This window comes from Helicobacter sp. 23-1046 (assembly GCF_053654635.1).
In genome coordinates, this window is record NZ_JBSIUS010000001.1 from 529,186 (window position 1) to 551,100 (window position 21,915).

General features: G+C 39.2%; 22 protein-coding genes. 13 read left to right on the forward strand and 9 right to left on the reverse strand.

What is annotated here, in order from left to right; all coding sequences use genetic code 11:
* A complete protein-coding gene (locus ACWIUJ_RS02475) occupies positions 1-609 on the reverse strand; it encodes a SoxW family protein (protein WP_454152261.1) in 609 nt (202 codons plus the stop codon).
* Positions 610-627: 18 nt separating this feature from the next.
* On the reverse strand, positions 628-1,569 hold the full coding sequence (gene hemH / locus ACWIUJ_RS02480) for a ferrochelatase (protein WP_454152262.1): 942 nt from the start codon (positions 1,567-1,569) through the stop codon (positions 628-630).
* 124 nt (positions 1,570-1,693) lie between these two features.
* Here hemH and ACWIUJ_RS02485 point away from each other — a divergent pair, with 124 nt between their 5' ends.
* Together ACWIUJ_RS02485 and ACWIUJ_RS02490 are read left to right on the forward strand one after the other, a co-directional pair.
* Complete coding sequence (locus ACWIUJ_RS02485; protein ID WP_454168755.1) at positions 1,694-2,131, forward strand: hypothetical protein; 438 nt, start codon at positions 1,694-1,696, stop codon at positions 2,129-2,131.
* 4 nt (positions 2,132-2,135) lie between these two features.
* Positions 2,136-2,819, forward strand: a complete 684-nt coding sequence (locus ACWIUJ_RS02490; protein WP_454168757.1) for a 16S rRNA (uracil(1498)-N(3))-methyltransferase — start codon at positions 2,136-2,138, stop codon at positions 2,817-2,819.
* A gap of 557 nt (positions 2,820-3,376) precedes the next feature.
* Here ACWIUJ_RS02490 and ACWIUJ_RS02495 read toward each other — a convergent pair.
* The 7 genes from ACWIUJ_RS02495 to purL all read right to left on the reverse strand — a co-directional run bounded on the left by ACWIUJ_RS02495 (position 3,377) and on the right by purL (position 11,598).
* Positions 3,377-3,634, reverse strand: a complete 258-nt coding sequence (locus ACWIUJ_RS02495; RefSeq protein WP_454168759.1) for a type II toxin-antitoxin system RelE family toxin — start codon at positions 3,632-3,634, stop codon at positions 3,377-3,379.
* On the reverse strand, positions 3,631-3,846 hold the full coding sequence (locus ACWIUJ_RS02500; protein ID WP_454168761.1) for a hypothetical protein: 216 nt from the start codon (positions 3,844-3,846) through the stop codon (positions 3,631-3,633). Before ACWIUJ_RS02500 ends, ACWIUJ_RS02495 begins: the two co-directional genes overlap by 4 nt.
* A 171-nt stretch (positions 3,847-4,017) precedes the next feature.
* Positions 4,018-4,725 carry an AbiTii domain-containing protein gene (locus ACWIUJ_RS02505; protein WP_454168762.1) on the reverse strand — a complete coding sequence of 236 codons (708 nt, stop codon included), beginning with the start codon at positions 4,723-4,725 and terminating at the stop codon, positions 4,018-4,020.
* On the reverse strand, positions 4,725-5,189 hold the full coding sequence (locus tag ACWIUJ_RS02510; RefSeq protein WP_454168764.1) for a hypothetical protein: 465 nt from the start codon (positions 5,187-5,189) through the stop codon (positions 4,725-4,727). The genes ACWIUJ_RS02505 and ACWIUJ_RS02510 overlap by 1 nt, the downstream gene beginning before the upstream one ends.
* 54 nt (positions 5,190-5,243) lie before the next feature.
* The gene (locus tag ACWIUJ_RS02515; RefSeq protein WP_454168766.1) at positions 5,244-8,792 is read right to left on the reverse strand and encodes a type IIG restriction enzyme/methyltransferase; all 3,549 of its coding nucleotides are present in this window, start codon (positions 8,790-8,792) and stop codon (positions 5,244-5,246) included.
* Positions 8,710-9,351: a DUF7149 domain-containing protein gene (locus tag ACWIUJ_RS02520; protein WP_454168768.1), complete on the reverse strand. Its 642-nt coding sequence runs from the start codon at positions 9,349-9,351 to the stop codon at positions 8,710-8,712. Before ACWIUJ_RS02520 ends, ACWIUJ_RS02515 begins: the two co-directional genes overlap by 83 nt.
* A gap of 12 nt (positions 9,352-9,363) precedes the next feature.
* The gene (gene purL, locus ACWIUJ_RS02525) at positions 9,364-11,598 is read right to left on the reverse strand and encodes a phosphoribosylformylglycinamidine synthase subunit PurL (RefSeq protein ID WP_454168770.1); all 2,235 of its coding nucleotides are present in this window, start codon (positions 11,596-11,598) and stop codon (positions 9,364-9,366) included.
* Between the two features lie 170 nt (positions 11,599-11,768).
* On the opposite strand from purL, the gene ACWIUJ_RS02530 reads away from it, so the two are divergent.
* The 11 genes from ACWIUJ_RS02530 (at position 11,769) to ACWIUJ_RS02580 (ending at position 21,867) form a co-directional block, all read left to right on the forward strand.
* Positions 11,769-12,143, forward strand: coding sequence for a hypothetical protein (locus tag ACWIUJ_RS02530; RefSeq protein ID WP_454152270.1), 375 nt, complete (start codon positions 11,769-11,771; stop codon positions 12,141-12,143).
* Positions 12,144-12,156: 13 nt separating this feature from the next.
* On the forward strand, positions 12,157-12,930 hold the full coding sequence (locus ACWIUJ_RS02535; protein WP_454168772.1) for a hypothetical protein: 774 nt from the start codon (positions 12,157-12,159) through the stop codon (positions 12,928-12,930).
* An 84-nt stretch (positions 12,931-13,014) separates the two neighbouring features.
* Positions 13,015-13,329, forward strand: a complete 315-nt coding sequence (locus tag ACWIUJ_RS02540) for a hypothetical protein (RefSeq protein ID WP_454168774.1) — start codon at positions 13,015-13,017, stop codon at positions 13,327-13,329.
* Positions 13,330-13,571: 242 nt separating this feature from the next.
* A complete protein-coding gene (locus ACWIUJ_RS02545; protein ID WP_454168775.1) occupies positions 13,572-13,898 on the forward strand; it encodes a hypothetical protein in 327 nt (108 codons plus the stop codon).
* 9 nt (positions 13,899-13,907) lie between these two features.
* Positions 13,908-14,417 (forward strand): hypothetical protein, encoded by a 510-nt coding sequence (locus ACWIUJ_RS02550; protein WP_454168776.1) that lies wholly within the window; start codon positions 13,908-13,910, stop codon positions 14,415-14,417.
* Between the two features lie 15 nt (positions 14,418-14,432).
* Positions 14,433-16,616, forward strand: a complete 2,184-nt coding sequence (locus ACWIUJ_RS02555; protein WP_454168777.1) for a heavy metal translocating P-type ATPase — start codon at positions 14,433-14,435, stop codon at positions 16,614-16,616.
* A gap of 119 nt (positions 16,617-16,735) precedes the next feature.
* The gene (locus ACWIUJ_RS02560; RefSeq protein WP_454168778.1) at positions 16,736-17,182 is read left to right on the forward strand and encodes a hypothetical protein; all 447 of its coding nucleotides are present in this window, start codon (positions 16,736-16,738) and stop codon (positions 17,180-17,182) included.
* A gap of 135 nt (positions 17,183-17,317) precedes the next feature.
* Positions 17,318-17,731: a hypothetical protein gene (locus ACWIUJ_RS02565; RefSeq protein WP_454168780.1), complete on the forward strand. Its 414-nt coding sequence runs from the start codon at positions 17,318-17,320 to the stop codon at positions 17,729-17,731.
* 43 nt (positions 17,732-17,774) lie between these two features.
* Positions 17,775-18,416 (forward strand): M15 family metallopeptidase, encoded by a 642-nt coding sequence (locus ACWIUJ_RS02570; RefSeq protein ID WP_454168781.1) that lies wholly within the window; start codon positions 17,775-17,777, stop codon positions 18,414-18,416.
* A gap of 696 nt (positions 18,417-19,112) precedes the next feature.
* Positions 19,113-20,195 carry a BspA family leucine-rich repeat surface protein gene (locus tag ACWIUJ_RS02575; protein ID WP_454168782.1) on the forward strand — a complete coding sequence of 361 codons (1,083 nt, stop codon included), beginning with the start codon at positions 19,113-19,115 and terminating at the stop codon, positions 20,193-20,195.
* 13 nt (positions 20,196-20,208) lie between these two features.
* Positions 20,209-21,867 (forward strand): BspA family leucine-rich repeat surface protein, encoded by a 1,659-nt coding sequence (locus ACWIUJ_RS02580; protein ID WP_454168784.1) that lies wholly within the window; start codon positions 20,209-20,211, stop codon positions 21,865-21,867.
* Positions 21,868-21,915: the final 48 nt, after the last annotated feature.

Consider the following 21,915-nt stretch of genomic DNA (forward strand, 5'->3'; position numbering starts at 1 on the left):
TTATTGTGCTACGCTAGATTCTAGGGATTGCATTATTTGCTTTGATAGCACATTGGTGGAATCTGCTTGCACGATTATATGTTCTTTAGCGAGTTCAAGGAGCAGGCTAAATTGCTTTGGTTGTAAATATCCCGGATAGGTAAAAAATGGTATCCCTTGAGAATCCAAAAATATAAGTGTAGGTGTTGGGCGGATTTGATACGCTTGGGCGAGTTCTAAAGTCGTCATTTCATAGGACGCAATCTTGCCAAAAAATTGCGCCAAATGGTGAAGTTTGGAGTAATCGATGTTAATATAATACGCACTAAAGTTTTTAGCAAGAATCTCTTGCATAGAAGCATTTGCCTTAATGTCATCTTTAAGTTTGTCGCAATATGGGCAGTTATTTTTGCCAAAGATTAAAAGTGTTGGCTTGCCATTGGAATCGATAGTTTTAGAATCTAAAAAGACATTTTCTAATCCAGCATAGCTTGCTTTATCCATTGATTCTATATCGCGCAAAGTTTTTTCATCAATGTCATTCCCACTAGAAAGCACAAGTGAATCTTCGCACGCATTAAACAACACTCCCACACCAAAAACCAAAACAAATACCACATATTTTTTCATCTCTTTCCTTTGTATATATTAAGATTGCACCATTTCGATGATAAACCTTGCGAAGTCTAACTCTGCATTAAAGCATTTTGCCACAATATAATCACTAAGCCCGCTTTGCTTGGCGAGATTTGCATAATCAATGCTAAGCTCATAATCTGTTTCAGAATTATCAATCGTAAATGAAAGGGGAAACACCACTACATTGCGTCCCTTCAGTGTCTTTATCGTGTCTTTTGTCGTGGGGGTAGTCCATTTCACAGGACCAAGTTTTGATTGGAATCCAAGCAAAATCTCATCAAACTCCACCCCTTTTTGTTTGGCGACTTGCGTGAAAGTATCGACATTTTGTGTGCATTCACAAGGATAATTATCGCCTTTTTTCACGGTGGCTTGAGGGATAGCGTGTGTAGAAAAAAGCAATGTATAATCGCGTGGATTTTTCTCCCCGAGTGCTTGTAAAATGCGCTTGAGAATGAGCTCGTTATATCCTAAGTGTGAAAAATACCGCTCAACTACACGGATTTTGGGCGCGAATTTTAGCTCCTTTAATGCAGCGTGAATGTCGAGTAAAGAAGACTTTGTCGTGGTAAAAGAGTATTGTGGATACATCGAAAAGAGGACAATAGAATCTACGCCTTTTTGTTGCAAATCTGCAAAGACATCTTTAGCAAATGGCGGACTATAACGCATACAATAAGTGTAAAAATGTTCATTGTCTAAGGAGTTTAAACGCTCTGTGAGCGCAAAAGTATGTGAGATGATAGGCGAAGCACCACCGATTGTTTGATACATTTTTTTTGATTCTTCAAGGCGTTTGTTAGTGATGAAGCTCGCCAAAGTGGAGCGCAAAAAAGAACTTTTAATATCAAGGATATTGGGGTCATTAAAGAGATTTTTTAAAAATCCCTCGACTTCAAAGAGTGAGGTCGGTCCTCCCATATTAAATAGCACGACAGCGGGCTTTGACATTTTTGTTCCTTAATTTGTTAAAAAAGTTTCGTAATAATAAAATTTTAAAGTTAATCTTTGGTTGTTGGATTTTTAAGAATTCTTAGAATTTCGATAAAAATAGCAAAGAGTTTAGGGGGAAACAATGATTGAAAATGTGTCAGATTCTGCGATGATTTTAGAATCTCTAAACCAACTGAAGTTCTACCACGCAGTTTTTTCGCTTTGTCTTGTAATGCCAATTTTATTCAATCTTTGGACTTTGTTTTTTTACAAGAATCTCGTGGCAATGAATAAAAAGATATGGTTTGTAATGCCACTTGTGTTTTTTCTTTTGAGTGTGGCATTTTTAAGCGGGCTTAATTTGGTGTTTTTTAACTTTAGTGGCGTGAGTTTTAGCTTTGTGCTAATGTGTGTGTTTTGGTTGCTTATGCTTATTGGCGAGATTAAGCGCATTAAGATTCTTAAAGTCGCTAAGCGCACGAGCCTAGAGGCAATGCAAGATTACATTAAGTTTGCGAAATATTTGTATGGTGCTGAACTTGGACTTTTTATCATAGTCGCTTGTGCGTGTTATTTGTAGGGTTATGCGTTTTTTATATCATTCTAACGCAGGGCATAAACAGCTCATCATAGACGGAGAGCAATACGCACATATTTATAAATCACGCCGTGCAGGCAAGAATGCAATTCTTAATCTTTGTAATTTGCGAGATAGGCGCATTTATGCGTATAGAAATATCCACATTGATAGGCATAAAGCCACTTTAGAACTTGTAGATTCTAAAGATTACGCCTGCATAGCGCGCAAACCAGCTCATATCATTTGGGCGATAATTGAGCCCAAAATTATCGAAAAAACCCTGCCTACGCTTAATGAACTTGGCATAAGTAAGATAAGCTTTTTTTACGCAGATTTTAGTCAAAAAAACTTTACGCTTAATATGGAGCGAATGCAAAAAATCCTTATCCAATCTTGTGAGCAGTGCGGGAGAAACGAGCTTGTAGAAATGGAAATTTTGAGGGATTTAAATGACGCGCTTATGCGCTATCCAAATGCGCTCGCCTTTGATGTGGCTGGTGATGAGGTGAGTGAAGGCGTGATGGCAGAGAAACTAAGGGAGGTTAGAAGTGTGATTATCGGCGCGGAGGGAGGATTTAGCCCAAGTGAGCGAGCGATGCTAAAAACCTCTATAAGATTACAATCAGACATTATTTTACGCTCACAGAGTGCCACGCTCTTTGCCGCTAGCGCGCTTAATCTACTTTAAGGCAAAATATAATTATTAAGATTCTATGATTTCAATCTCTTGGGAATCTAAATCGTAGAGTTGATAAACTAGCGAATCGATTTTGGATTCTAAATCTTTGATTTTCTTGTCATATTGAGGCTTTGAAAAAGCCGAAATATCTCGTTTGGGCTTAGTTTGTGATTGGGATACTTCGCTTGCATAATGTCATTGTTTCAAACGCACTAAATTGAGAAATCAAAAAATCATTCTTGTCAAAAAAATGTCTATTTTTCTTAAATCTTTTAAGCGCTATGACAAAATCATTGTTTCGAGCCTTTTTTATTTTTGGCGATACACAAAGTTTGTCAAACAGCACTATTCAAGCGACAAAATGGAAGCGTTTTTAGATGATATGATAAGTGCTTTTGATAGCAAGTTAGTGGGATATTTTGGCTGAAGTTTGCGTGATTTGTAGCGTAAAATAAGGTGGAGGTAAAGCACCGCCTTTAATGTGTTTAATGCGCGGGAATTACAGCAATTTTTGGGAATGTCCTCAAGGGTGGCTTTTGGGGTTTAAATTTTAAAATGCAGTTAGTTTATTTATACACCTTATCTCTTTTATCGACTTTGAGGCACAAAATCAGCATTGTATCATCAAAAATCTCGCAAACAAGGCGATAATCCCCCACACGATACCGCCAATACTCGCTTAGCTCGCCTTTTAATGCTTTGCCTTTAATGCGCGGATTTTCTAAAGATTCTAACTCTTGGGTAAAATCCATAATGCGCTTTTGTGTGATTTTGTCAAGTTTGGAGAGGGACTTTAGGGACTGCTTGGTGTAGGCAAATTTCATTTTAAGCCTAGCTCTTTGTAGGCTTCATCTGCCAAAATCACTTCGGGGCTTTGCATAAATTCCTTGTGTGCGTTATCTGCCTCTCTTGCGTCCTCAAAGTCTTGTATCCACTCCATAATGGCTTCTTTTGCTAGCAACTCTTGCGTGATGTTTTTTTGCTCTGCTATGGTGGCAAATGTGTCTTGCACCTCTTTTGGTAAATCTATTATCATTTGATTTCCTTTTTGTGTTTGGTTTGCTATAAGTTTTTGCATTGTAGCATAATTTTTGGATTCTGATTTTGCGCGAATCTAGGCTTTGTAAAAGGTTAGTTTATTTTTTTGTTTGGATTGCTTCGTTGTGGCTTCGCCACACCTCGCAATGACGGCTATTTTATAAATTAGTTAATTTTTCATATTTGCAATCGTAGAATCTAATATTTCGTTATTATCGCCTATTTTAATATTGTTTTCGGTGTGATTGTCTAAGATAATCACATTTATAGTATTGTATATTATTTGTTGTTCTTTTTTGCTTTTGCTATTTATGTCAATATCCAAATCATCAAGGCAACCAAACTCTTTTTCTAGCTCAGTCAAAATATCAAGGACTTTTACTCTAACTTTTTCTACAATTTTACTCAAATAAATTCTATCAAATACTTTTTTAGCACTTAATACTTCTACATTTGTCTTATATTGAAAGGCTTGAAAATGTTTTGGACTTAACACTTCTGCAACTTCCTCTTTGTCTTTAATGATTTGCTCTAGCATTTCTATTGATATATCAACAAATTTATGTGAAAATTCATCCCTTTCTTTTTGCGACATATCATCTAAAAAGAAAGTTGGTAACATAGCATTTTTATGCAACCTACTGACAATATTAAACGCTACAATGCTTTGTTTTCTATAAGTCCCTACATAACAAATGGGGATTTTTCTATATTTTGGTATAGTGTCGCCTTTTTCATATCCTTGAATCTCGTTTTTTATCCATTTCTCTAAATTTTTATCTTTAATATCTTTTGCCAAGATTAGCATTCTCTCTAATGCCTGCTTTGTAGTGATTTCATTATTTACAAGCTGTTTTATAATGTTGCTTTTTGCCATTATTTAATCCCCAAATAAAACAATATAACACCCGCAACAATAGTCGCTATAACACCGACAATAATTTGTCTAATCATAGAAACTTTATGATTTGAATTTTTTGTATCCACGATTTTATTGCTTATTTTTGAATTTATGATTTTATTGTTGTTTCCGAGTTGTATATTATTGATAGTTGATGATTTTTCTTGTGCATGTTTGGCATTATGCTCATCAACCCACTGCCCAAGTCTAATTTCCATTTGCGCAATCAAACATTTAAGATTTTTTAAATTTTCACTAGATTCATAAATTGTGTTGCCAATTTTATCGTGCGCTGGTCTTATATTAAAATCATCATTTTCATAATAATAAGCCCGTCCTATTGTTTCTATTGTTTCTGCTGCTTCTTTCGGATTATTTTTGGTAAGTATTTCTTTGCATTCATTTATATGTTGTTGCAATATTTCTATTTTATTTGGCATTTTTATATCCTTGTATATGGTGGATTTACAAGATAGAATTATATAATTTTTGGATTAAGATTCTATGATTTCAATCTCTTGGGAATCTAAATCGTAGAGTTGATAAACTAGCGAATCGATTTTGGATTCTAAATCTTTGATTTTCTTGTCATATTGAGGCTTTGAAAAAGCCGAAATATCTCTATTGTCATTTTGAGCGGAGCGAAAAATCTCTTTTGTTGTTTGAGATACTTCGCTACGCTCAGTATGACAAGGATTTTTAATCGTCAAAATCGTATCCACACAAGCGATTATTTTATCCGCCAAAGGTTTATTTTTTGTCGTTATTTTTGGGATAGGCAACTGCTTATAAAGATAGGTTTGAATCTCGGGGAAAATTTCCTCTTTTTTGGTTGTGAATCGCCTTAAATAGTAGAAATTTAGCAATTTTGAGTTTAAAAGCCCCAAAATAAATTTTGGATTGTATTTTTTATCTGTGATTTTTATGCCATAGATATTTTTGGTAAATGCGTAAGATTCGCTCCCCATACTCGCGCTCAATCGCTTATCCACACGCCGTAAATAAATCAAATCTTTTTGCTTAAAAAACTCGCTTAATCGCTTTATATCTTTTAGCTCCGAATCTACAAACGATTTGTTCCATTCAATGCTATACGCCTTTACTTCGCCACCAAGCAAGATTTTTATGCCCTTGCGAATTTTTTTTACAAAATCCTTGCCATATTCCGCGCCTCGCTTTGTTTGCATTATATCTTTAAGTGCGATTTTATTTTTGCAAATCTTATCAAAAAGCGCGATTGTGGGCTTATCGACATTGAAAACAATCTCACATTTCGCATTTAGCGCAAAAATTTCTTTGTCTATGTTATCAACAAAATAAAAAATCTCATCGGTTTCCTTGTAATGCGTTATGATGCTTTGATTTGGGGCGCAAACTTGAATCTCACTAATGACATTTTCCGTTTTGGCGCGTGTGAAAGGATTTGATTCGCTTAATGAAAGCAAATTTATATTTTGCAAAAAATATTTTCGCATAGATTCTAGACTCTCATTCACAAGCCAAAATCTAGGCGTGATAAAATGCACATAATAATTTGGTTTGGCGACTTTAAAGCCCATTTCAAAAAACATCGTGTATAAATCGCTATTCCACTGATATTTTGGATATTCGTCCTTTTTCTTTACCACATACGGCGGATTGCCGATAATCAAATCAAAGCCCATAAAATCCCCGTTGCTATCCAAAACTTCAGGGAACTCAAATCGCCATTCAAATGCGTGTTTATACTCCGCACCACTTAGCACAGAATCTAGCCTATGACGCAATAGCTTGATATTTGCATAGCTTTGTGCGGCTTTTGCCTGCTCCTCCTCGCTTAATCTTGCCTCTGCAAAGAGATTGCCCATTCTACCATTTAGCCCATCTAGCAAACTCTCATCATCAAGCAAAAAATTCCCAAAATCACGGATATGATTTTGTATCGCTTTTTCCAGCTCTTTTTTGGTTTTGGGGTCTTTTAGCGTGAGGCGAAATGTCGCTTTTAGATTTTGGATTTTAGATTCTATGTCTTTTTTCTGTGGCTTTAGCTCGCTTTGGCTAGAGTTTTTATACTCAAAGACGAGATTTTGATATTCGCATATTTTTTGGGCGATATTTGGGATATGTCGCAGGCTATCTTGCAGGGCGAAGCGACTTATGAGCGAGTTGCCACATTTGATATTTATATCGATATTTGGGAGGGTTTGGAGCTCTTTTGTGGCGAGATTTTCATAGTAGCTGTATTTTAGCAATTCTATCCAAAGGCGCAGTTTGCAGATTTCCACAGAGCTAGGATTTATATCCACGCCAAAAAGGCAATTTTCGATTAGTTCTTTTTTGGTGTGAAATAGGGCTTTTTGGATTATGTGGGATTCGATATGTTCGTGGGCGGGAATCGTGTAGTCGATGATTTTGCCATCAAAATCTTTGATGATGAGTTCGTCATTTTCTAAGCTCAAATCAATATCGCGTAGTCTCTTGCCCTGCGTGTCTAGCAATAATCCTAACTCGTGCTTTATAGCGATAAGCTCATTTAGCGCGGAGACGAGGAAGTGTCCGCTCCCCACCGCAGGGTCGCAAATGTGAATTGATAAAAAAGTGCGGTTATGCTTGGCTAGGATTGCGCTTGTGGTGTCGGTATTTTTGTCATTGCGAGATTCACGCAGTGAATCGTGGCAATCTATTTTTGATTCGTGGATTGCTTCGGCACTTCGTGTCTCGCAATGACGAGCGGGGTGGAATGCTTCGTTGTTTTCGCTTTTTCTTAAATCGCCCTGCAATGACGAATCGGAGCGCGATTGGCGGATTTCGCGGTGGATTTCGTATTCTATGTCGGCTATGGTTTCGCATTGCCATTTTGGATTTGCCTCGTTAAATTTTTGCACCACGATTTTGCGGATACTTTGCGCACACATATAGCTTGTGATAAAGCTAGGTGTGAAAAAACTGCCCTCTTTGTAGCCATTTAGCTTCTCAAAGACTAATCCCAAAACAGCAGAGTTTATGAGCTTGTCGTGGTTTATTTTAGCAAAATCCACAATGTCTTTTGGCGTGGTGGTGAAATTATACGCGTGGAGAAATGCAAAGAGATATTCTAAAAATGGCAATTCATTTATGCTTTTGTAAATCGCATTTTGCGCACTATCTCGGCGCAATATAGAATCAGGTGCGATTTTTAGGGGTTTTGATTCTAGCAGTGCGATTTCAAAGCCTTGTAATTCTAACGCGCTTTTTTCAAACAGGCTAGAATTGAGATAGGGGATATTTGAGAGATTTTGCGGGATAGATTCACGCTCGCGCACGGCTAGGACTTTGAAAAATAGCGTGGATAGCGCGCTAAAATCGCTCAAAACTTCAATGTGTAAAAAGGGCTTTTCAATGTGTTTGAAATTTAATAGCATTGATTCTAGCAAGCGCAAAAATAAAATGCGGTTATTCCAAAGCATTAGCAACGGGAAAATGTGGGAGTCAAAGGCTTCATCTATGTCGCTTGGGAGTTTGTCTGCAAATGTGTCTTTGACTAAATCTAATAGCGCGTTTGGCGTAGAATCGGGTTTGATTAGCACCTTGTTATTTGTCTCAATTTGCTGTAAGCCCAAAATATAAAGCAACTCTTTGTAAAACTTCTCATTTAGCGTATTTGCGTCAATGTAACGGGGGATTTGCAAAAGTGAGTTTGGCGATAAAAGCGCGTAAAATAGGGCTAGATTTTGTTTGGATTTGTGAGAATCTTGCTTGGATTTGGGATTAGAGTTGTGAAAATCTGCTGAATTTGTTTTGGATTTGTGCGAGTGTGTTAAATCTAGGCTAGATTGGTGGCTAGATTTGCTTTTGGATTCGCGCAAATCTAGTGAATCTAAAAGCGATTTTATATTTATGTAGGTAAATTCTAGCGTGTCGCTCATTTCGCGCACGATAGATTCAATCTCTGTGTAAAATTTGCGCGTGCTTGTGTCGTTGCCTTGCTTAAAATCGCAGTTGCTATACGCGGTGTCTATGCGCTTTTGGATTGCTTTGTCGGCATTTGCGATAAATAGCGCGTGATAATCCTTTGCTTTTATCACATAAAATTCCTGCGTGGTGCAAGAGGATAATATGCTTTATGTTGTTGTTTTTCTCGCGCTTGACTTCGCGCAAAAAGTATAAAATGGATTCGTAGAATGCTTTTGATTCAAGACTCCACGCGTCATTACTAGATTTTACCCACCCCCTAGCCCCCTCCGCAAGGGAGGGGGAATTTTGGGAATCGCCACGCACAAATGAGGGGGAATCTTTGGCAAGTCCCTCCCCTTGCGGGAGGGATTTAGGGTGGGGTATTTGGGGCGATTTCACAAATTCAGCTTTGTTTTGGGTAGATTTTACCTCAAAAAGCACCTTTGCAATGCCCTCATCATAAATGGCTAAATCCGCCTTGCCAAGCACATTGCATTCATAGTCAAAATGTTTATGCAAAAAATTAGCGATTAAGTTTTTTTGAAATTCCTCACTAGAATCGCTTTGCGCACTTGCTTTTGTGGTAGATTCTATCATAGAGCGCAAAGAAGCCTCAAACCCCTCCAAACTCATCTCACTGCTTATATCAATCCCCACAAACTCACTTACACTTTTATACACAAAATCCATATTTTTCCTTTGTTACAAATCTTTCGTAGCGATTTTTGCAAAGCTCTCAAAATAGAGTTTTTTGGCGTGGTTAGATTCTATATTGATAGAATCTATTTGGATTTTTTCGCCCTGTGGAGTGATAATGCCAATATCACGCGCACTTAATCCAAGTTTTTGTGCGTTTTGTGCGAGTGTGGCTATGTCATTTGGAGCTACCTCTACAAGCACACAGCTCGGCGACTGCGCGAAAAGGTGTAGTGGATTATCAAAGCCACTTTGCACACATACTCCTTTATCGCCTAGTAGTGCCATTTTTGCCAACGCGATTGCTAATCCTCCCTCGCCCACACTTTTAGCACTCTTAATGATTCTGTGCGAAATGCCAATGTGTAAAAGCTCCCAAAGCGCAAGTTCTTTTTGCAAGTCGATGCGTGGAATCTCCCCATAAATTTTCCCCTCAATGAGCTTTTGCGCGAGCGAGCCTGCGAAGTTTGGCGTAAGCTCGCCAAGTAGTATAATGTGATTTCCACTTGTTTGCAATGCGCTTGCAATCGTGTTGTTGCAATCGCTAATCACGCCCACGCTCACAATGCTAGGCGTGGGATAAATATCCACGCCATCGCTTTGGTTATGCAAGCTCACATTACCACTTACCACAGGTGTGTTAAGTGCTTCACAAGCAGATTTTATCCCCTCGCAAACTTGCGCGAACTCCCACATTACTTGAGGATTATTGGGCGAACCAAAGTTTAGGCAATCACTAATCGCCTTTGGCACTGCTCCGCGTGTGGCGCATTTACGCCCAGCACTTGCTACGCTTAGTCGTGCTCCCTCGTATGGATTAAGGTAGCAGTAGCGCATATTGCATTGCACGCTCATTGCAAGCGCGAGATTTGTCCCTTTAATGCGTATCACACTTCCATCGCCTTGCCCACAAGAGACTATGGTATTTGTTTGCACGGTGCTGTCGTATTGACTATATACCCATTTTTTATCACTCACTTCCACGCTACTTAAGAGAAGTTCAAAGATTTTTTGCGCTCTTAGTGAGGTTTGCAAGTCTTTTGCTTTGCCATTTTCGCGGGTTGTAGCTTGCAGTGGTCTATCAAGCATTGGTGCATTTTCACTTAGCGGTGTGATAGGGATTTGCGCACATTGCTCGCCAAACCAATAGAGTTCCATTTGCCCGCTATTAGTTACTTCGCCGATGATTGCCACATCGACTTCCCACTTTTGAAAAATCTCTAACACTTTGTCCTCGCAACCCTTTTTAGCGCATATTAGCATTCGCTCTTGGCTTTCGCTAAGCATTAGCTCGTAGGGATTCATTTGTGATTCTCGCATTGGGACTTTATCAAGCTCTAATCGCATACCAGAGCCACTTTTACCTGCCATTTCAAAGCTAGAGCTCGTAAGCCCAGCCGCACCCATATCCTGAATCCCCACAATATAGTCGTGTTTAAAAAGCTCCAAGCACGCTTCTAGTAAGTTTTTCTCGGCAAATGGGTCGCCCACTTGCACGGTGGGACGCAAATGTTTAGAATCTTCGCTAAAGCTATCAGAGCTCATCACCGCTCCACCCAAGCCATCACGCCCCGTTTTTGAGCCTACATAAATCACAGGATTCCCAACGCCCTCCGCTTTGGCATAAAAGATTTCCTCTTTTTTTGCCAATCCTAAACAAAAGGCATTGACTAAAATGTTGCCATTATAGCAGGGCTCAAAGCTCATCTCTCCGCCAATGGTAGGCACTCCCATACAATTCCCATAGCCACCGATTCCCTCGACTACACCGCGCAATAAATAACGATGCTTTTTGCCAAGTGAATCTAACGCGTTAATATCTCCAAATCGTATGGAATCTAGGCTTGCCACAGGGCGTGCGCCCATTGTAAAAATATCGCGCATAATGCCCCCCACTCCCGTAGCCGCACCAGCATTTGGCTCTATGAAGCTTGGGTGGTTGTGTGATTCTATTTTAAACACGGCGGCATAGCCCTCGCCAATGTCAATCACGCCAGCATTCTCGCCCGGACCTTGAATCACCCAATTCGCACTTGTAGGGAATCCACGCAAATATTTTTTACTTGATTTATAACTGCAATGTTCGCTCCACATCGCGCTAAAAATGCCTAATTCAATGGCATTTGGCGTGCGTCCTAAAATTTTTAGAATCTGCTCGTATTCATATTCGCTTAGTTTCGCTTGAGTAAGTGCGTTTTTAATGTTATTTATCGGGGCTGTGAGATGAGAAATGTCGTGCATAAAATTCCTTAGAGCTAAATTACGCCAAAATTGTAACACAACTTATGCTACAATCACGCCAAAATTTACGGGCTTTGTAAGAGAAAAATTTAAGAGAGATTTTGCAGATACATTGTCGCACAATCTTAAATAAAAACCACATAAAATCCACAAAATAAAAGGAGGGCAAAATGCAAATCCCAATGAGTGATATAGCCCAAGTAGCAGAGTTTTTTAGCATTATTCATCATATTCCCGGGCGCATTCGTATCCGTGTGAATGTAACCAAAATCCCAGCGATACAAAAATGGGCGAGCGAGACAAGTTTGCGCGAGATTTTACCTCAAAGTAGCGCGGGGGAGGGGAGTGAGAGCTTTATCATCACACTTTTGCAAAGTCTGCCTGCTGTGAAAAATATCAAAGTCAATGCCATTGTGGGAAGTGCGACAATCGAGTATGATAAAGCCATTTTTGAGCCTAGCTTGTGGGAAGATTGGGTAAAAAAGGAGAATCTAGAGGCAATTTGTGCGAAGCTAAATGAAATGGCAAAAAGTTTAGATTCATAAGTGAGCGTGGCAAATGAGCGAAATTTTAGCGACACAACAAAGCAAAAAGAGAATCTTATTTTTAGTAATAAATGAGAGAGAGAAATCGCTCAAATTTTATGAAAGAGCGTTAGATTCAAATGATATGTTAGATGAGAATTTGCGCAAGGTGTTTCGCCAAATCGCACAAAAAGAGCGCGAGATTTTAGCAAATGCAAAAGTGATTTTAGACGCGCTAGATTTGGGGGAATCTAGCGATTGTAATGCGAGCGATTTGACGGATAAAAAAGATGAGATTTTACTGCCAAGCGCGTTGCCAGATGATATTTTGGGCGAGTTGCAAAGCGAAATGGGCGTGGTGGATTATAAATCGCTCAATATTCTAGCAATGGGCGTTGAATCCCACCATTTACAAACTTGCGATTTTTTAATCAAGCAGGCGCAAAATTTATGCCAAAATCCCAAAGTGCTAGACACACTCTACCAACTCCAAGCATTAAGCTACAATCATCACATTGCGCTACTGCAAGGCGAGTTGCCCAAAGAAAATGCAAATCCAAATATTACAAATCCAAATCTTGCAGATTCTGCAAAATCTGTAAATCCCGCGCTCCCAAATGACACAAATCTCCCTCAAATGGCGTTGCAAGATTTGCTACGCCAAAATCCGCTTTTTAGCCAAATACAAACTTCTATCAACCAAATTCAGCATTTTTATGCCGAGACAAAGGACATTGTTACGAAGCTAGAAAAAGGAGAATTACAAAAAGACGAGCTGGTGGCGTTTTTACAACGATTGCCTTTTTGATATGAAAAAATTTTCCTAAAAAGACTTGCATTTTGAGAAAATTATATTATAATACGCACGAAATTTATCAAAAAGGAGTCAAAAATGGCACTACCATTTATAGCAGGACTAATCATCGGCGGCGGCGCAGTATATGCGTATAATAATAGAGATGAGCTAAAAAAGCAAGTCAAAGCAAAAAGCAAAGACTTAAAAGCAGGGCTTAAAAAAGGCGAGGAGGCGTTTGGCAAGGTTTCTACCTCTATCAAAACAGGGGCAAAAAACCTCACTAATAGCTTAAAAAGCGCGGTCTCTACCACGCAAAGCACCAAAAGTGCGAAGCAAAAAGCATCAAGCAATGCAAAAGCCCAAAAAAGCACAGAATCAAAAACAGCGACTTTATCGCTAGAATCTAAATAAAGATTTTGCAAGAAAAAATGCTACAAACTCAAATCTATGAAGCAAAATTGTAGATTTTAGTTGTAAATCTTACTTTATAAAAGTAGAATTACAAACCAAACATTGCAAAAAATTTTTTGGCAAAGCTGAATTTTGGCAAAGCGAAAAATTCAGCAAGGCAGAGTTTCGCAAAATCTTAAAGTGGTAAGTTTTGGTAGCCTAAGCTATCATCACGCAATCTTTTAAATTTTAAAGGAGAACAAATGTTACTCAATACAGGAGCGCAACGGTCAATCACAGGACACGCAGTAAGTGGCGGCGTAGCGGGAATCTTACTCGCTTCATATATGAATTACAAAGACTACAAAGAGGGCAAAATCTCACAAGAAAAAGCACTCAAAAACACGCTAACAGCAGGCGCGCAAGGCGCGGTGATTACCGCGTGTGCGATAGGCGTGGCAAACGCGCTAGGGAGCAACAAAGGTGCATTTCAAGCTCTGCTAGAATCTAGCGCGTATCTGTGCGCGGGCGTGGCAGGCGTGTATGTCATCGATAGTATCGCAAATGATAAAAAATTACTCAAAAAATAGGGGGGAAAAATGGCAACAAATCAAAATACCAATAACGCAAATACCGCAAACAACTTGGATACTTTGCAAAGCAATCCTTACATAAACAATACCTCAAACAATGCAGGGCAGGGCTTTGCAAATAACCAAAACAATAACGCGCAAAATGCTCAAGGCTTTAGTAACGCGCAAAATAGCAATGCGCAAGGCTTTGGCAATCAAAGCACAAACAATGCAGGCTTTAATAGCGCAAATAACGCGCAAGGTTTGGGTAATCAAGGCTTTAATAACGCCCAAAATCAAAACGCCCAAAATTCCGCTACAAGTGCGCTTAGCTCATTTTTTAATTCGGGCAATTCACAGCAAGATTTCTTAAAAGGTGCGTTTATCGGGGCAGTGGCGACTTTTATTTTGACAAACAAAGACGCACAAAGCGCGATTTTCAAAGGGTTTGCCAAAATCTCAAATCTTTTTGAAATGGGATTAGAGGAGCTAAAAGAGCGATACGAGGACGCGAAAGCAGAAGTGGATTCTCAATAAAGAGGCGCGGTTAAAATGGCTTCAAAAGTTTCACAAAACGCCTTAGAGTCTTCAAGCACAAAAACAGCGAAAAAAATCCCGCCCGTGCGATTAAAGCTCATTCATAGCACGGCAAATCGTGCGAGATTTTCGTATGCGTTGCATAAAGGCGGGGCGATTCAAGCTGTGCCACTGCGACTATCTGTGGAGGCGATAGAGGGCGTGAAAGGCGTGCGTGTCAATGATATTTTGCATAATATTATCATTAGCTATGAAGGGGGGCAGGGCGAGCTAGCGCGACTAGAGAGAGAGATTTTTCACACGCTTACAAATCTGCTCACCACTTCAAAGCGCAAGGTTTCAGAATCTAGCATTTTTGCTTTGCGCGATGAGATTCCAAGTTCTGCTGAAGTGGTGCGCTCGGCAACCGCGCTTATTAGCGAGCCTTTTATCGTGCCACAAGTGCCAAAAGCCGCATTTAGCGCAATCGCAGCCTATCCATTGCTAAAAAGTGGCGTAAAAGAGGCATTAAGCGAGGGCGTTACTTCGCGCGTTTTGGAGGCTATGGCGGTGGCGATTTCGCTCTATCGCTCCGATTTTCGCACGGCAAATTCTACGAACTTTATGCTGACTTTGGGCGAATATATCGAAGAGATGACAATGTATAAAAGCGATGATTTGCTCCAAGAGCTTAGCAAACCTCAAGGTGGCGAAGCGTGGGTAGAGAAGCAAGTAAATGGCAAAAGCGATTTGGTGCTAACCAAAAGTGAGGATTTGCAAATCGGCGATATTGTCGTGGTGGGCGCGGGCGATAGTATCTTAATCGATGGGCATATCATCTCTGGCGAAGCAATGGTAAATCAAATCTCAATGACAGGCGAAGCCACACCTGTGAAAAGAGCGCGGGGCGATAGGGTGCTATCAGGCACGATTGTCCAAGAGGGCAAAATCAAAATTTGGGCAGAGAGCGTGGGTAGCCAAACCGCCACCGCGAGAATCAAAAACTATATCCAAGAGACACTTACCCAAAAATCTAGTATTCAGCTCTCCGCCTCTAAAATGGCTGATAGCCTCGTGCCAATTACTTTGGGGCTTGCCATTCTCTCGTATGTGTTTAACCGCGATTTGACACGCGTGGCAAGCGTGCTTCAGGCGGATTATTCTTGCGCTTTGAAGCTTGCTACCCCTGTGGCGTTTAAATCCGCAATCTCTAGTGCGGGCAAAAATGGAATCATCATCAAAGGTGCAAAAAGTTTAGAATCACTCAATGAAGCCGAAATCTTTGTCTTTGATAAAACAGGCACACTTACTAAAGGCGAACTTGAAGTCGTGCAAGTGCATAGTTTCTCGCCACAATGGGATAAAGAGCAGATTTTAAATCTTTCAGCGAGCATTGAGGAGCATTATTTCCACCCTGTGGCTGAAGCGGTGGTAAAGGCAGCGAGGGAGCGAGAATTTAACCATATCCACCACGATGAAGTAACCTTCATAGTCGCGCACGGCGTAAAAAGCCAAATCAATGGCAAAGAAGTGCTTATTGGCAATCGGCATTTTTTAGAGGACGATGAGGGCGTGGATATGCGCGCGCACGAAACCAAAATCAAATCACTTCTAGATTCTGGACATACGCCGTTATTTATCGGCTATGACGGGGAATTGCTAGGACTCATCTTGCTTAAAGATACGGTGCGACACAACGCCAAAGAAGCATTAGCGCGCTTGCGCAAAAGTGGCGTGAAACAAATCGTAATGCTAACGGGCGATGAGGAAAACAAAGCGCGTGAAATTGCAAATGAGCTAGGAATCGATAGATTTTATGCCAAACTTTTGCCAACCCAAAAAGCAGAGATTTTAGAATCCATAATGAACGAGGGGCATAAAGTCGCCTTTGTAGGAGACGGAATCAATGACGCACCCGCACTCATCAAAGCACACAGCGGAATCGGAATGTGCAAAGGTGCTGACATCGCCAAAGCAAGCGCGGACATTGTGCTTTTGAAAGACGACATTGAATCTGTGGCGGACGCCAAAGAATACGCATTATCGTGCTTAAACAAAGTCAATAAAAACTTCAAAATCACCGTGGTGGTAAATAGCGCGATTTTAGCCCTAGCGACATTTGGGAAGCTCTCGCCCATACAAACGGCGTTTTTGCATAATGGCACGACAATCGGGCTATTGCTAAATGCGCTTCGTGGCATACACTTAAGGAAAAAATAATGCCTCTAATGCCCTTAGCGTTGATTGGCTGCGTGGTGCTATTTTACAAAGTGGCAAGGGGGAGTGTCAAAAAGATGAAATTAGGAAAAACAAAAAAATCACAACATTAAGGAGCAACAATGAACACAACAAATAAAGCAAGCATTTCACGCCCTGCAAAATCTCGCGTAAAGAACGAAACAAAGGGCGCATCAAGCACAAAATCTAGCGCGAAAAAACCGCGCACATTGCAAGCAAAAAATACCACAAATACCGCAAGTAAGTCTAGTGTGCTAAAATCTAGTGTAAGCAATGGCACAAAGAGTGGCACGACACACTTAAATGAGGCAAAATCAAACGATTCTAAAACCTCAAGCCTAAGCCTAAAAACCCTGCAAGTCGCAGAGCTACTCACTTCGGTAGAATCTAAAAGAGAATTTGCAAAGCTAGGAATGAGTGCTTCACTGCTTGTATGCGTGGGGAGCGCGTTTTTCAAAGGTAATTTTGCGCGAAATCTACATATCGCCTCTGGCGTGGCGTTGGTTGGGTTTAGTATTTGGCATCATAGCTTGTATGAGAAAAAATAATCTACACTTAGTAAGGAGTGGCTTTAACGAGCGTTGTGAAATATTGCAAAGAGTGTGAGTGAATCTGCGTAGCGAAAGCCATTTTGGGAGTTAAAATAGACAAAAATGCAGATAAAAAAGATAATATGGTTATTTTTGGCATTGATAATATATCTCAATGCAGGAGATTTAGAATTTAACGGGGAACACGCAGGAAAAATAGATATGGCAAGCTATTCTTATGAAAAGAAAATATTGATTGTAAAAAGGATAGGCATAGAGTATTGCATAAAAGGAAATGATTTTAGCAAAGTGCAACCTAATGTTCAAATACTAGGTCGGTATAATTACAAAATAGGGCTAGGATGGAAAGGATTGGAAAATCAAATATTGCCAGAACTTAAAGCATATATAGACGATAAATCGCGTATAGATTATGAAACAGTATTTGCGCATTATAGCAATGGCAATTTTTCAAGGTTTTATGTTTGCCTAGAAATATATGATTCCCACGAATACAACGCCGAAATTGAACGCATTATGAAAAAATACTGCAAAGAGTGCGAGTAAGCGAAAGTGGCAAAAAACAAAATCACAATCTAAAAGGCATAAAATGAAGCGAATCGTAGTGATTTGTTGCGCGTTTGTGTGTGCGATATGTGCTAATCCTATGCACCCAAATCTATTTCAAGCGCAATCGAGTAATTTTATCCACGATTTGCGCTATGGCACGATAGATAATTTTATGGGTGTAAATCTTTACAAACATTTTGGATTAGATAAATGCTTTTTGCATAATGATTTGGGCGAGCGCGTAAAAAGGCTTAGCGAGATTGCAAGCAAAGAGCGCGTAAAAATTGTATTTTTTGACTGCTTCCGTCCGCAGAGTGCGCAAAAAATCGCGTGGGAAAAGATGAGCGATGAGCGATTCGTGGCAAATCCATATAAAAATGGCTCAAATCATTCGCGAGCAATCGCGCTTGATGTGGGATTAGCAGATGAAAATGGCGAGATTTTAGCGATGCCTAGCGAGTTTGATGAGTTTAGTCAAAAGGCATTTAGCGATTATAAATGCACCAAAGCAGAGGCGCAAAAATGCGCCAATAGAGAGCGACTAAAAGCGATAATGAAAGAGGCTGGATTTAGGGGGATTAAAAGCGAGTGGTGGCATTATGAAGCGGACTTTACGCGAGATTCTCCCCCGCTTGATACATCTCAAATCCGCAAAACATATCCATTGCTTGATTTGCCTTGATTTGCCTTAAATGTGAGATTTGGAAATCATTTTATATCAAATTTGGCTACGATATGTAAAACCTTAAGAAGTTTTTAATTTGATTTAAGTTAAAATTCGCAGATTGTTAAAAACTTCAAAAAAGGCAAAAATTTATGCAAAATCTTATAAATCAATCCGTTAGATTCAAGAGATTTGATATGCTAGATTCTCGCATTTTACACGCTTATCGGGGGGGGGGGGCCATACCCTTTATTTAACTGATTTTTTACACCACTTATTCCAAACTCGCGCATTAAATTTTAAAAAGCCACTTTATTATTTCCCCCACCATTGCGGAGGGGGATTAAGGGGACTGGTAAAATCCCGTCATTGCGAGGCGCGTGAGCGTAGCGAACGCAACGAAGCAATCCACAAAACTTCACACCACACCAAAGGAATCCAAATGATTACTTAAGTTTATATTTTCGCGCTTGTTAGATACGCACACCAAAAATGGCAAAGCAATCTTTTGGATTTTAAGTCGGCGGTTAAGACAGATTCGCCCATAAGGTGAATAAAATTTCAAAATATAGAAAGGACAAAAAATGGCAAAATCAAAAAGTTCAGCAAGAGGACCGATAAGAGGTGATAATAGGACTAGGCGAGGATTATCTAGGACGACAGCACAAAGAAAAGGCGATAGAAAAAGACGCAAAAAATAAATGGAGGTGCAAAATGGCAAAATATAATCCAAAGACAAGAGATGAGTTGGTAGAACTCATAAGCGATGAGAGTGTGAATTTGGGCGACATTGATACAAGTGCGATTACTGATATGTCGTGTTTGTTTGAGGATAGCGAACGCACGGATTTTAGCGGGATTGAAAAATGGGATACTTCAAGCGTGGAGGATATGTCATATATGTTTAGTGGTGTAAAGCATTTTGATAGCGATATTAGCGGTTGGAATGTTTCACAAGTATGCGATATGTGCTCTATGTTTGCTGGAGCGGAAAAATTCAATCAAAATTTAAGTGCGTGGGATACAAATAGCGTTCATTCAATAGCTGGTATGTTTAGCGGTGCTATTGGATTAAAAAATATTGATTTTATCGATGAATGGGAATTTGCAAAACTTGAAGATGCGGAAAATATGCTTTATGACACAAAATTTATGTATAGTATGCCAAAGTTGTATTGGTATTGGCAACAAAAATATGGCGATGAATCAAACTTTGTCAAAGAAGAGGACTTTAATGAATGCGATAAACCAAAATACAAACCCAAAACGCGCAATGAACTTCAAAATTTAGTCGCGAATCTATCTGTGCGATTAGACAATATTGATACTTCGGCAATCACTGATATGTCTTTTGTTTTTGCTGGTATCAAAAGGGAGGATTTTAGCGGGATTGAGAAATGGGACACTTCAAAAGTTACCATTATGGATGGAATGTTTTTTGGCACAGCAAGTTTCAATGTCAATCTCAATGCTTGGGATACTTCAAGCGTTACAAGTATGGGCGGAATGTTTGCTAGGGCAAATAACTTTAATGCAAATATTTGCAAGTGGAATGTTTCAAAAGTCAATGATATGTCGTATATGTTCGCTGGTGCTAGGGAATTTAATCAATGTTTAGAGCAGTGGAATCCTGCAAGTTTGCAAGAATGCAAAGGCGCATTTAATGGAACTTGGTTAGAAAACGAACCGCCAAAATGGTATGACGCAAACAAGTTTGATGATAAAAATTGGGACAGCTTACTTCCACCAAAACCAAATGAAGTTTGGTGGGAAAGCGAATATGAGAAAAGTAAATAATAAAGGATAAACAATGGCAAAATATAGTCCAAAAACAAAACTCAAATTAAAAGAGTTGGTAGATGATTTGAGCATACATTTAGGCGACATTGATACGAGTGCGATTGCTGATATGTCATATCTTTTTAATGATAGCGAACGCACGGATTTTAGCGGGATTGAGAAATGGGACACTTCAAATGTCGTAAGTATGGAGGGTATGTTTTATGATTCATATTTCAATCACAACATAAATGATTGGAATGTTTCTTGTGTAAGCAATATGTATTGTATGTTTAGCAATACTCCATTTAATCAACCATTGGATAAATGGAATACTTCAAGTGTTTGCACTATGGCAAATATGTTTGAAAATTCACCTTTTAATCAACCGATAGGTAATTGGAATGTTTGTGAGGTAGATAATATGTGCAGAATGTTTAGTAGCACACCATTTAATCAACCGCTAAATGATTGGGATACTTCAATGGTAGCTAGTATGGAGTATATGTTTTACAGGACACCTTTTAACCAACCATTGGATAAATGGAATACTTCTAATGTCGAAGATATGTCAAATATGTTTTGCAATACGCCTTTCAATCAACCGATAAATAATTGGAATGTCTCAAATGTATCAAATATGAGCGGTATGTTTGAATATTCGGCTTTTAATCAATCATTGGATAAATGGAATGTTTCAAGTGTGAAATATATGTCAAATATGTTTGCGCATTCTGCCTTTAATCAGCCATTAGACAAATGGAAAACTTCAAAAGTGGTAGAGATTAAAAATATGTTTGATAATACAAAGTTTTTTATGCAAAATATTGATTCGTGGGATATTTCAAAGGTTTCTAGCGATGATATAAAAAAGGTGTTTAAAAATCTAACACAATCACAGCGCAAAACGCTAAAATTGCCAAATTGGTGGCTTAAAAACTTTGATGACTCAAAAAATTTGATTGATTTGAATGTCTTTGACGCTTTGGTGATTGGCGAACAGCGCAAAGAAGCATATATGGTTGAATTGCATTATGATAGGATAATAGAGATTCACAAAAAATACCCCGACAAACTTACAGCAATGGCTGATTTGGCAAAATCTGATAATTGGAATTATAAAGCTGTGATAGGATATAGCCCAAATGCGATTAGTGCTAGTGATTTGAAATTTTTTATCGGTATGGATAAAGAGCAATGCGAATCTATATGCAAAAATTCGTTTTTAGCGATAGTAGCAACGCTCAATGACGACAAAATAAATGAAATTTTGGGCGTATTTGACACCAAAATAGACGCTCTGGAATCTATCCCATATAAAGATGAAAATTGCTATTTGGGCTATCAACCCACTAGCACAAATGACATTTTAGGCAAATCATTTAGTGCTACGCAAAAAGCATTTGAAAATATATGTATTGGCGTTTATGGGCAGTATTGGTGGGTAGAAGTCGATAGCAAGGACATTATCACTAAAATCATCAAAGTAATTGAGCTTGAAAAATCAAAAAGCGAATATGAAGAGTCGGGCTGTGGGAATCTCATCAAAGAAGCCAAACAATACAAAGATGATTTACCAAAAGCAAGTGATAATTGTCGCTTTGAATTGATTGAAGCGGTGGAAAAAGACGATGAGGACGAGGATGAATGCTATGACGATGAGGATTGGGACGATGATGAGGACAAGTAAAACTTTTTGGCGAATCTTTGATGAGATTCGCCATATTTTAATTTCAAC

Excerpts from the sequence above, each read along its gene's own strand:
- ACWIUJ_RS02475 (WP_454152261.1), bottom strand. The coding sequence starts at position 609 with ATGAAAAAATATGTGGTATTTGTTTTGGTTTTTGGTGTGGGAGTGTTG.
- hemH (WP_454152262.1), bottom strand. The coding sequence starts at position 1,569 with ATGTCAAAGCCCGCTGTCGTGCTATTTAATATGGGAGGACCGACCTCA.
- ACWIUJ_RS02485 (WP_454168755.1), top strand. The coding sequence starts at position 1,694 with ATGATTGAAAATGTGTCAGATTCTGCGATGATTTTAGAATCTCTAAAC.
- ACWIUJ_RS02490 (WP_454168757.1), top strand. The coding sequence starts at position 2,136 with ATGCGTTTTTTATATCATTCTAACGCAGGGCATAAACAGCTCATCATA.
- ACWIUJ_RS02495 (WP_454168759.1), bottom strand. The coding sequence starts at position 3,634 with ATGAAATTTGCCTACACCAAGCAGTCCCTAAAGTCCCTCTCCAAACTT.
- ACWIUJ_RS02500 (WP_454168761.1), bottom strand. The coding sequence starts at position 3,846 with ATGATAATAGATTTACCAAAAGAGGTGCAAGACACATTTGCCACCATA.
- ACWIUJ_RS02505 (WP_454168762.1), bottom strand. The coding sequence starts at position 4,725 with ATGGCAAAAAGCAACATTATAAAACAGCTTGTAAATAATGAAATCACT.
- ACWIUJ_RS02510 (WP_454168764.1), bottom strand. The coding sequence starts at position 5,189 with ATGCCAAATAAAATAGAAATATTGCAACAACATATAAATGAATGCAAA.
- ACWIUJ_RS02520 (WP_454168768.1), bottom strand. The coding sequence starts at position 9,351 with ATGGATTTTGTGTATAAAAGTGTAAGTGAGTTTGTGGGGATTGATATA.
- purL (WP_454168770.1), bottom strand. The coding sequence starts at position 11,598 with ATGCACGACATTTCTCATCTCACAGCCCCGATAAATAACATTAAAAAC.
- ACWIUJ_RS02530 (WP_454152270.1), top strand. The coding sequence starts at position 11,769 with ATGCAAATCCCAATGAGTGATATAGCCCAAGTAGCAGAGTTTTTTAGC.
- ACWIUJ_RS02535 (WP_454168772.1), top strand. The coding sequence starts at position 12,157 with ATGAGCGAAATTTTAGCGACACAACAAAGCAAAAAGAGAATCTTATTT.
- ACWIUJ_RS02540 (WP_454168774.1), top strand. The coding sequence starts at position 13,015 with ATGGCACTACCATTTATAGCAGGACTAATCATCGGCGGCGGCGCAGTA.
- ACWIUJ_RS02545 (WP_454168775.1), top strand. The coding sequence starts at position 13,572 with ATGTTACTCAATACAGGAGCGCAACGGTCAATCACAGGACACGCAGTA.
- ACWIUJ_RS02550 (WP_454168776.1), top strand. The coding sequence starts at position 13,908 with ATGGCAACAAATCAAAATACCAATAACGCAAATACCGCAAACAACTTG.
- ACWIUJ_RS02555 (WP_454168777.1), top strand. The coding sequence starts at position 14,433 with ATGGCTTCAAAAGTTTCACAAAACGCCTTAGAGTCTTCAAGCACAAAA.
- ACWIUJ_RS02560 (WP_454168778.1), top strand. The coding sequence starts at position 16,736 with ATGAACACAACAAATAAAGCAAGCATTTCACGCCCTGCAAAATCTCGC.
- ACWIUJ_RS02570 (WP_454168781.1), top strand. The coding sequence starts at position 17,775 with ATGAAGCGAATCGTAGTGATTTGTTGCGCGTTTGTGTGTGCGATATGT.
- ACWIUJ_RS02575 (WP_454168782.1), top strand. The coding sequence starts at position 19,113 with ATGGCAAAATATAATCCAAAGACAAGAGATGAGTTGGTAGAACTCATA.
- ACWIUJ_RS02580 (WP_454168784.1), top strand. The coding sequence starts at position 20,209 with ATGGCAAAATATAGTCCAAAAACAAAACTCAAATTAAAAGAGTTGGTA.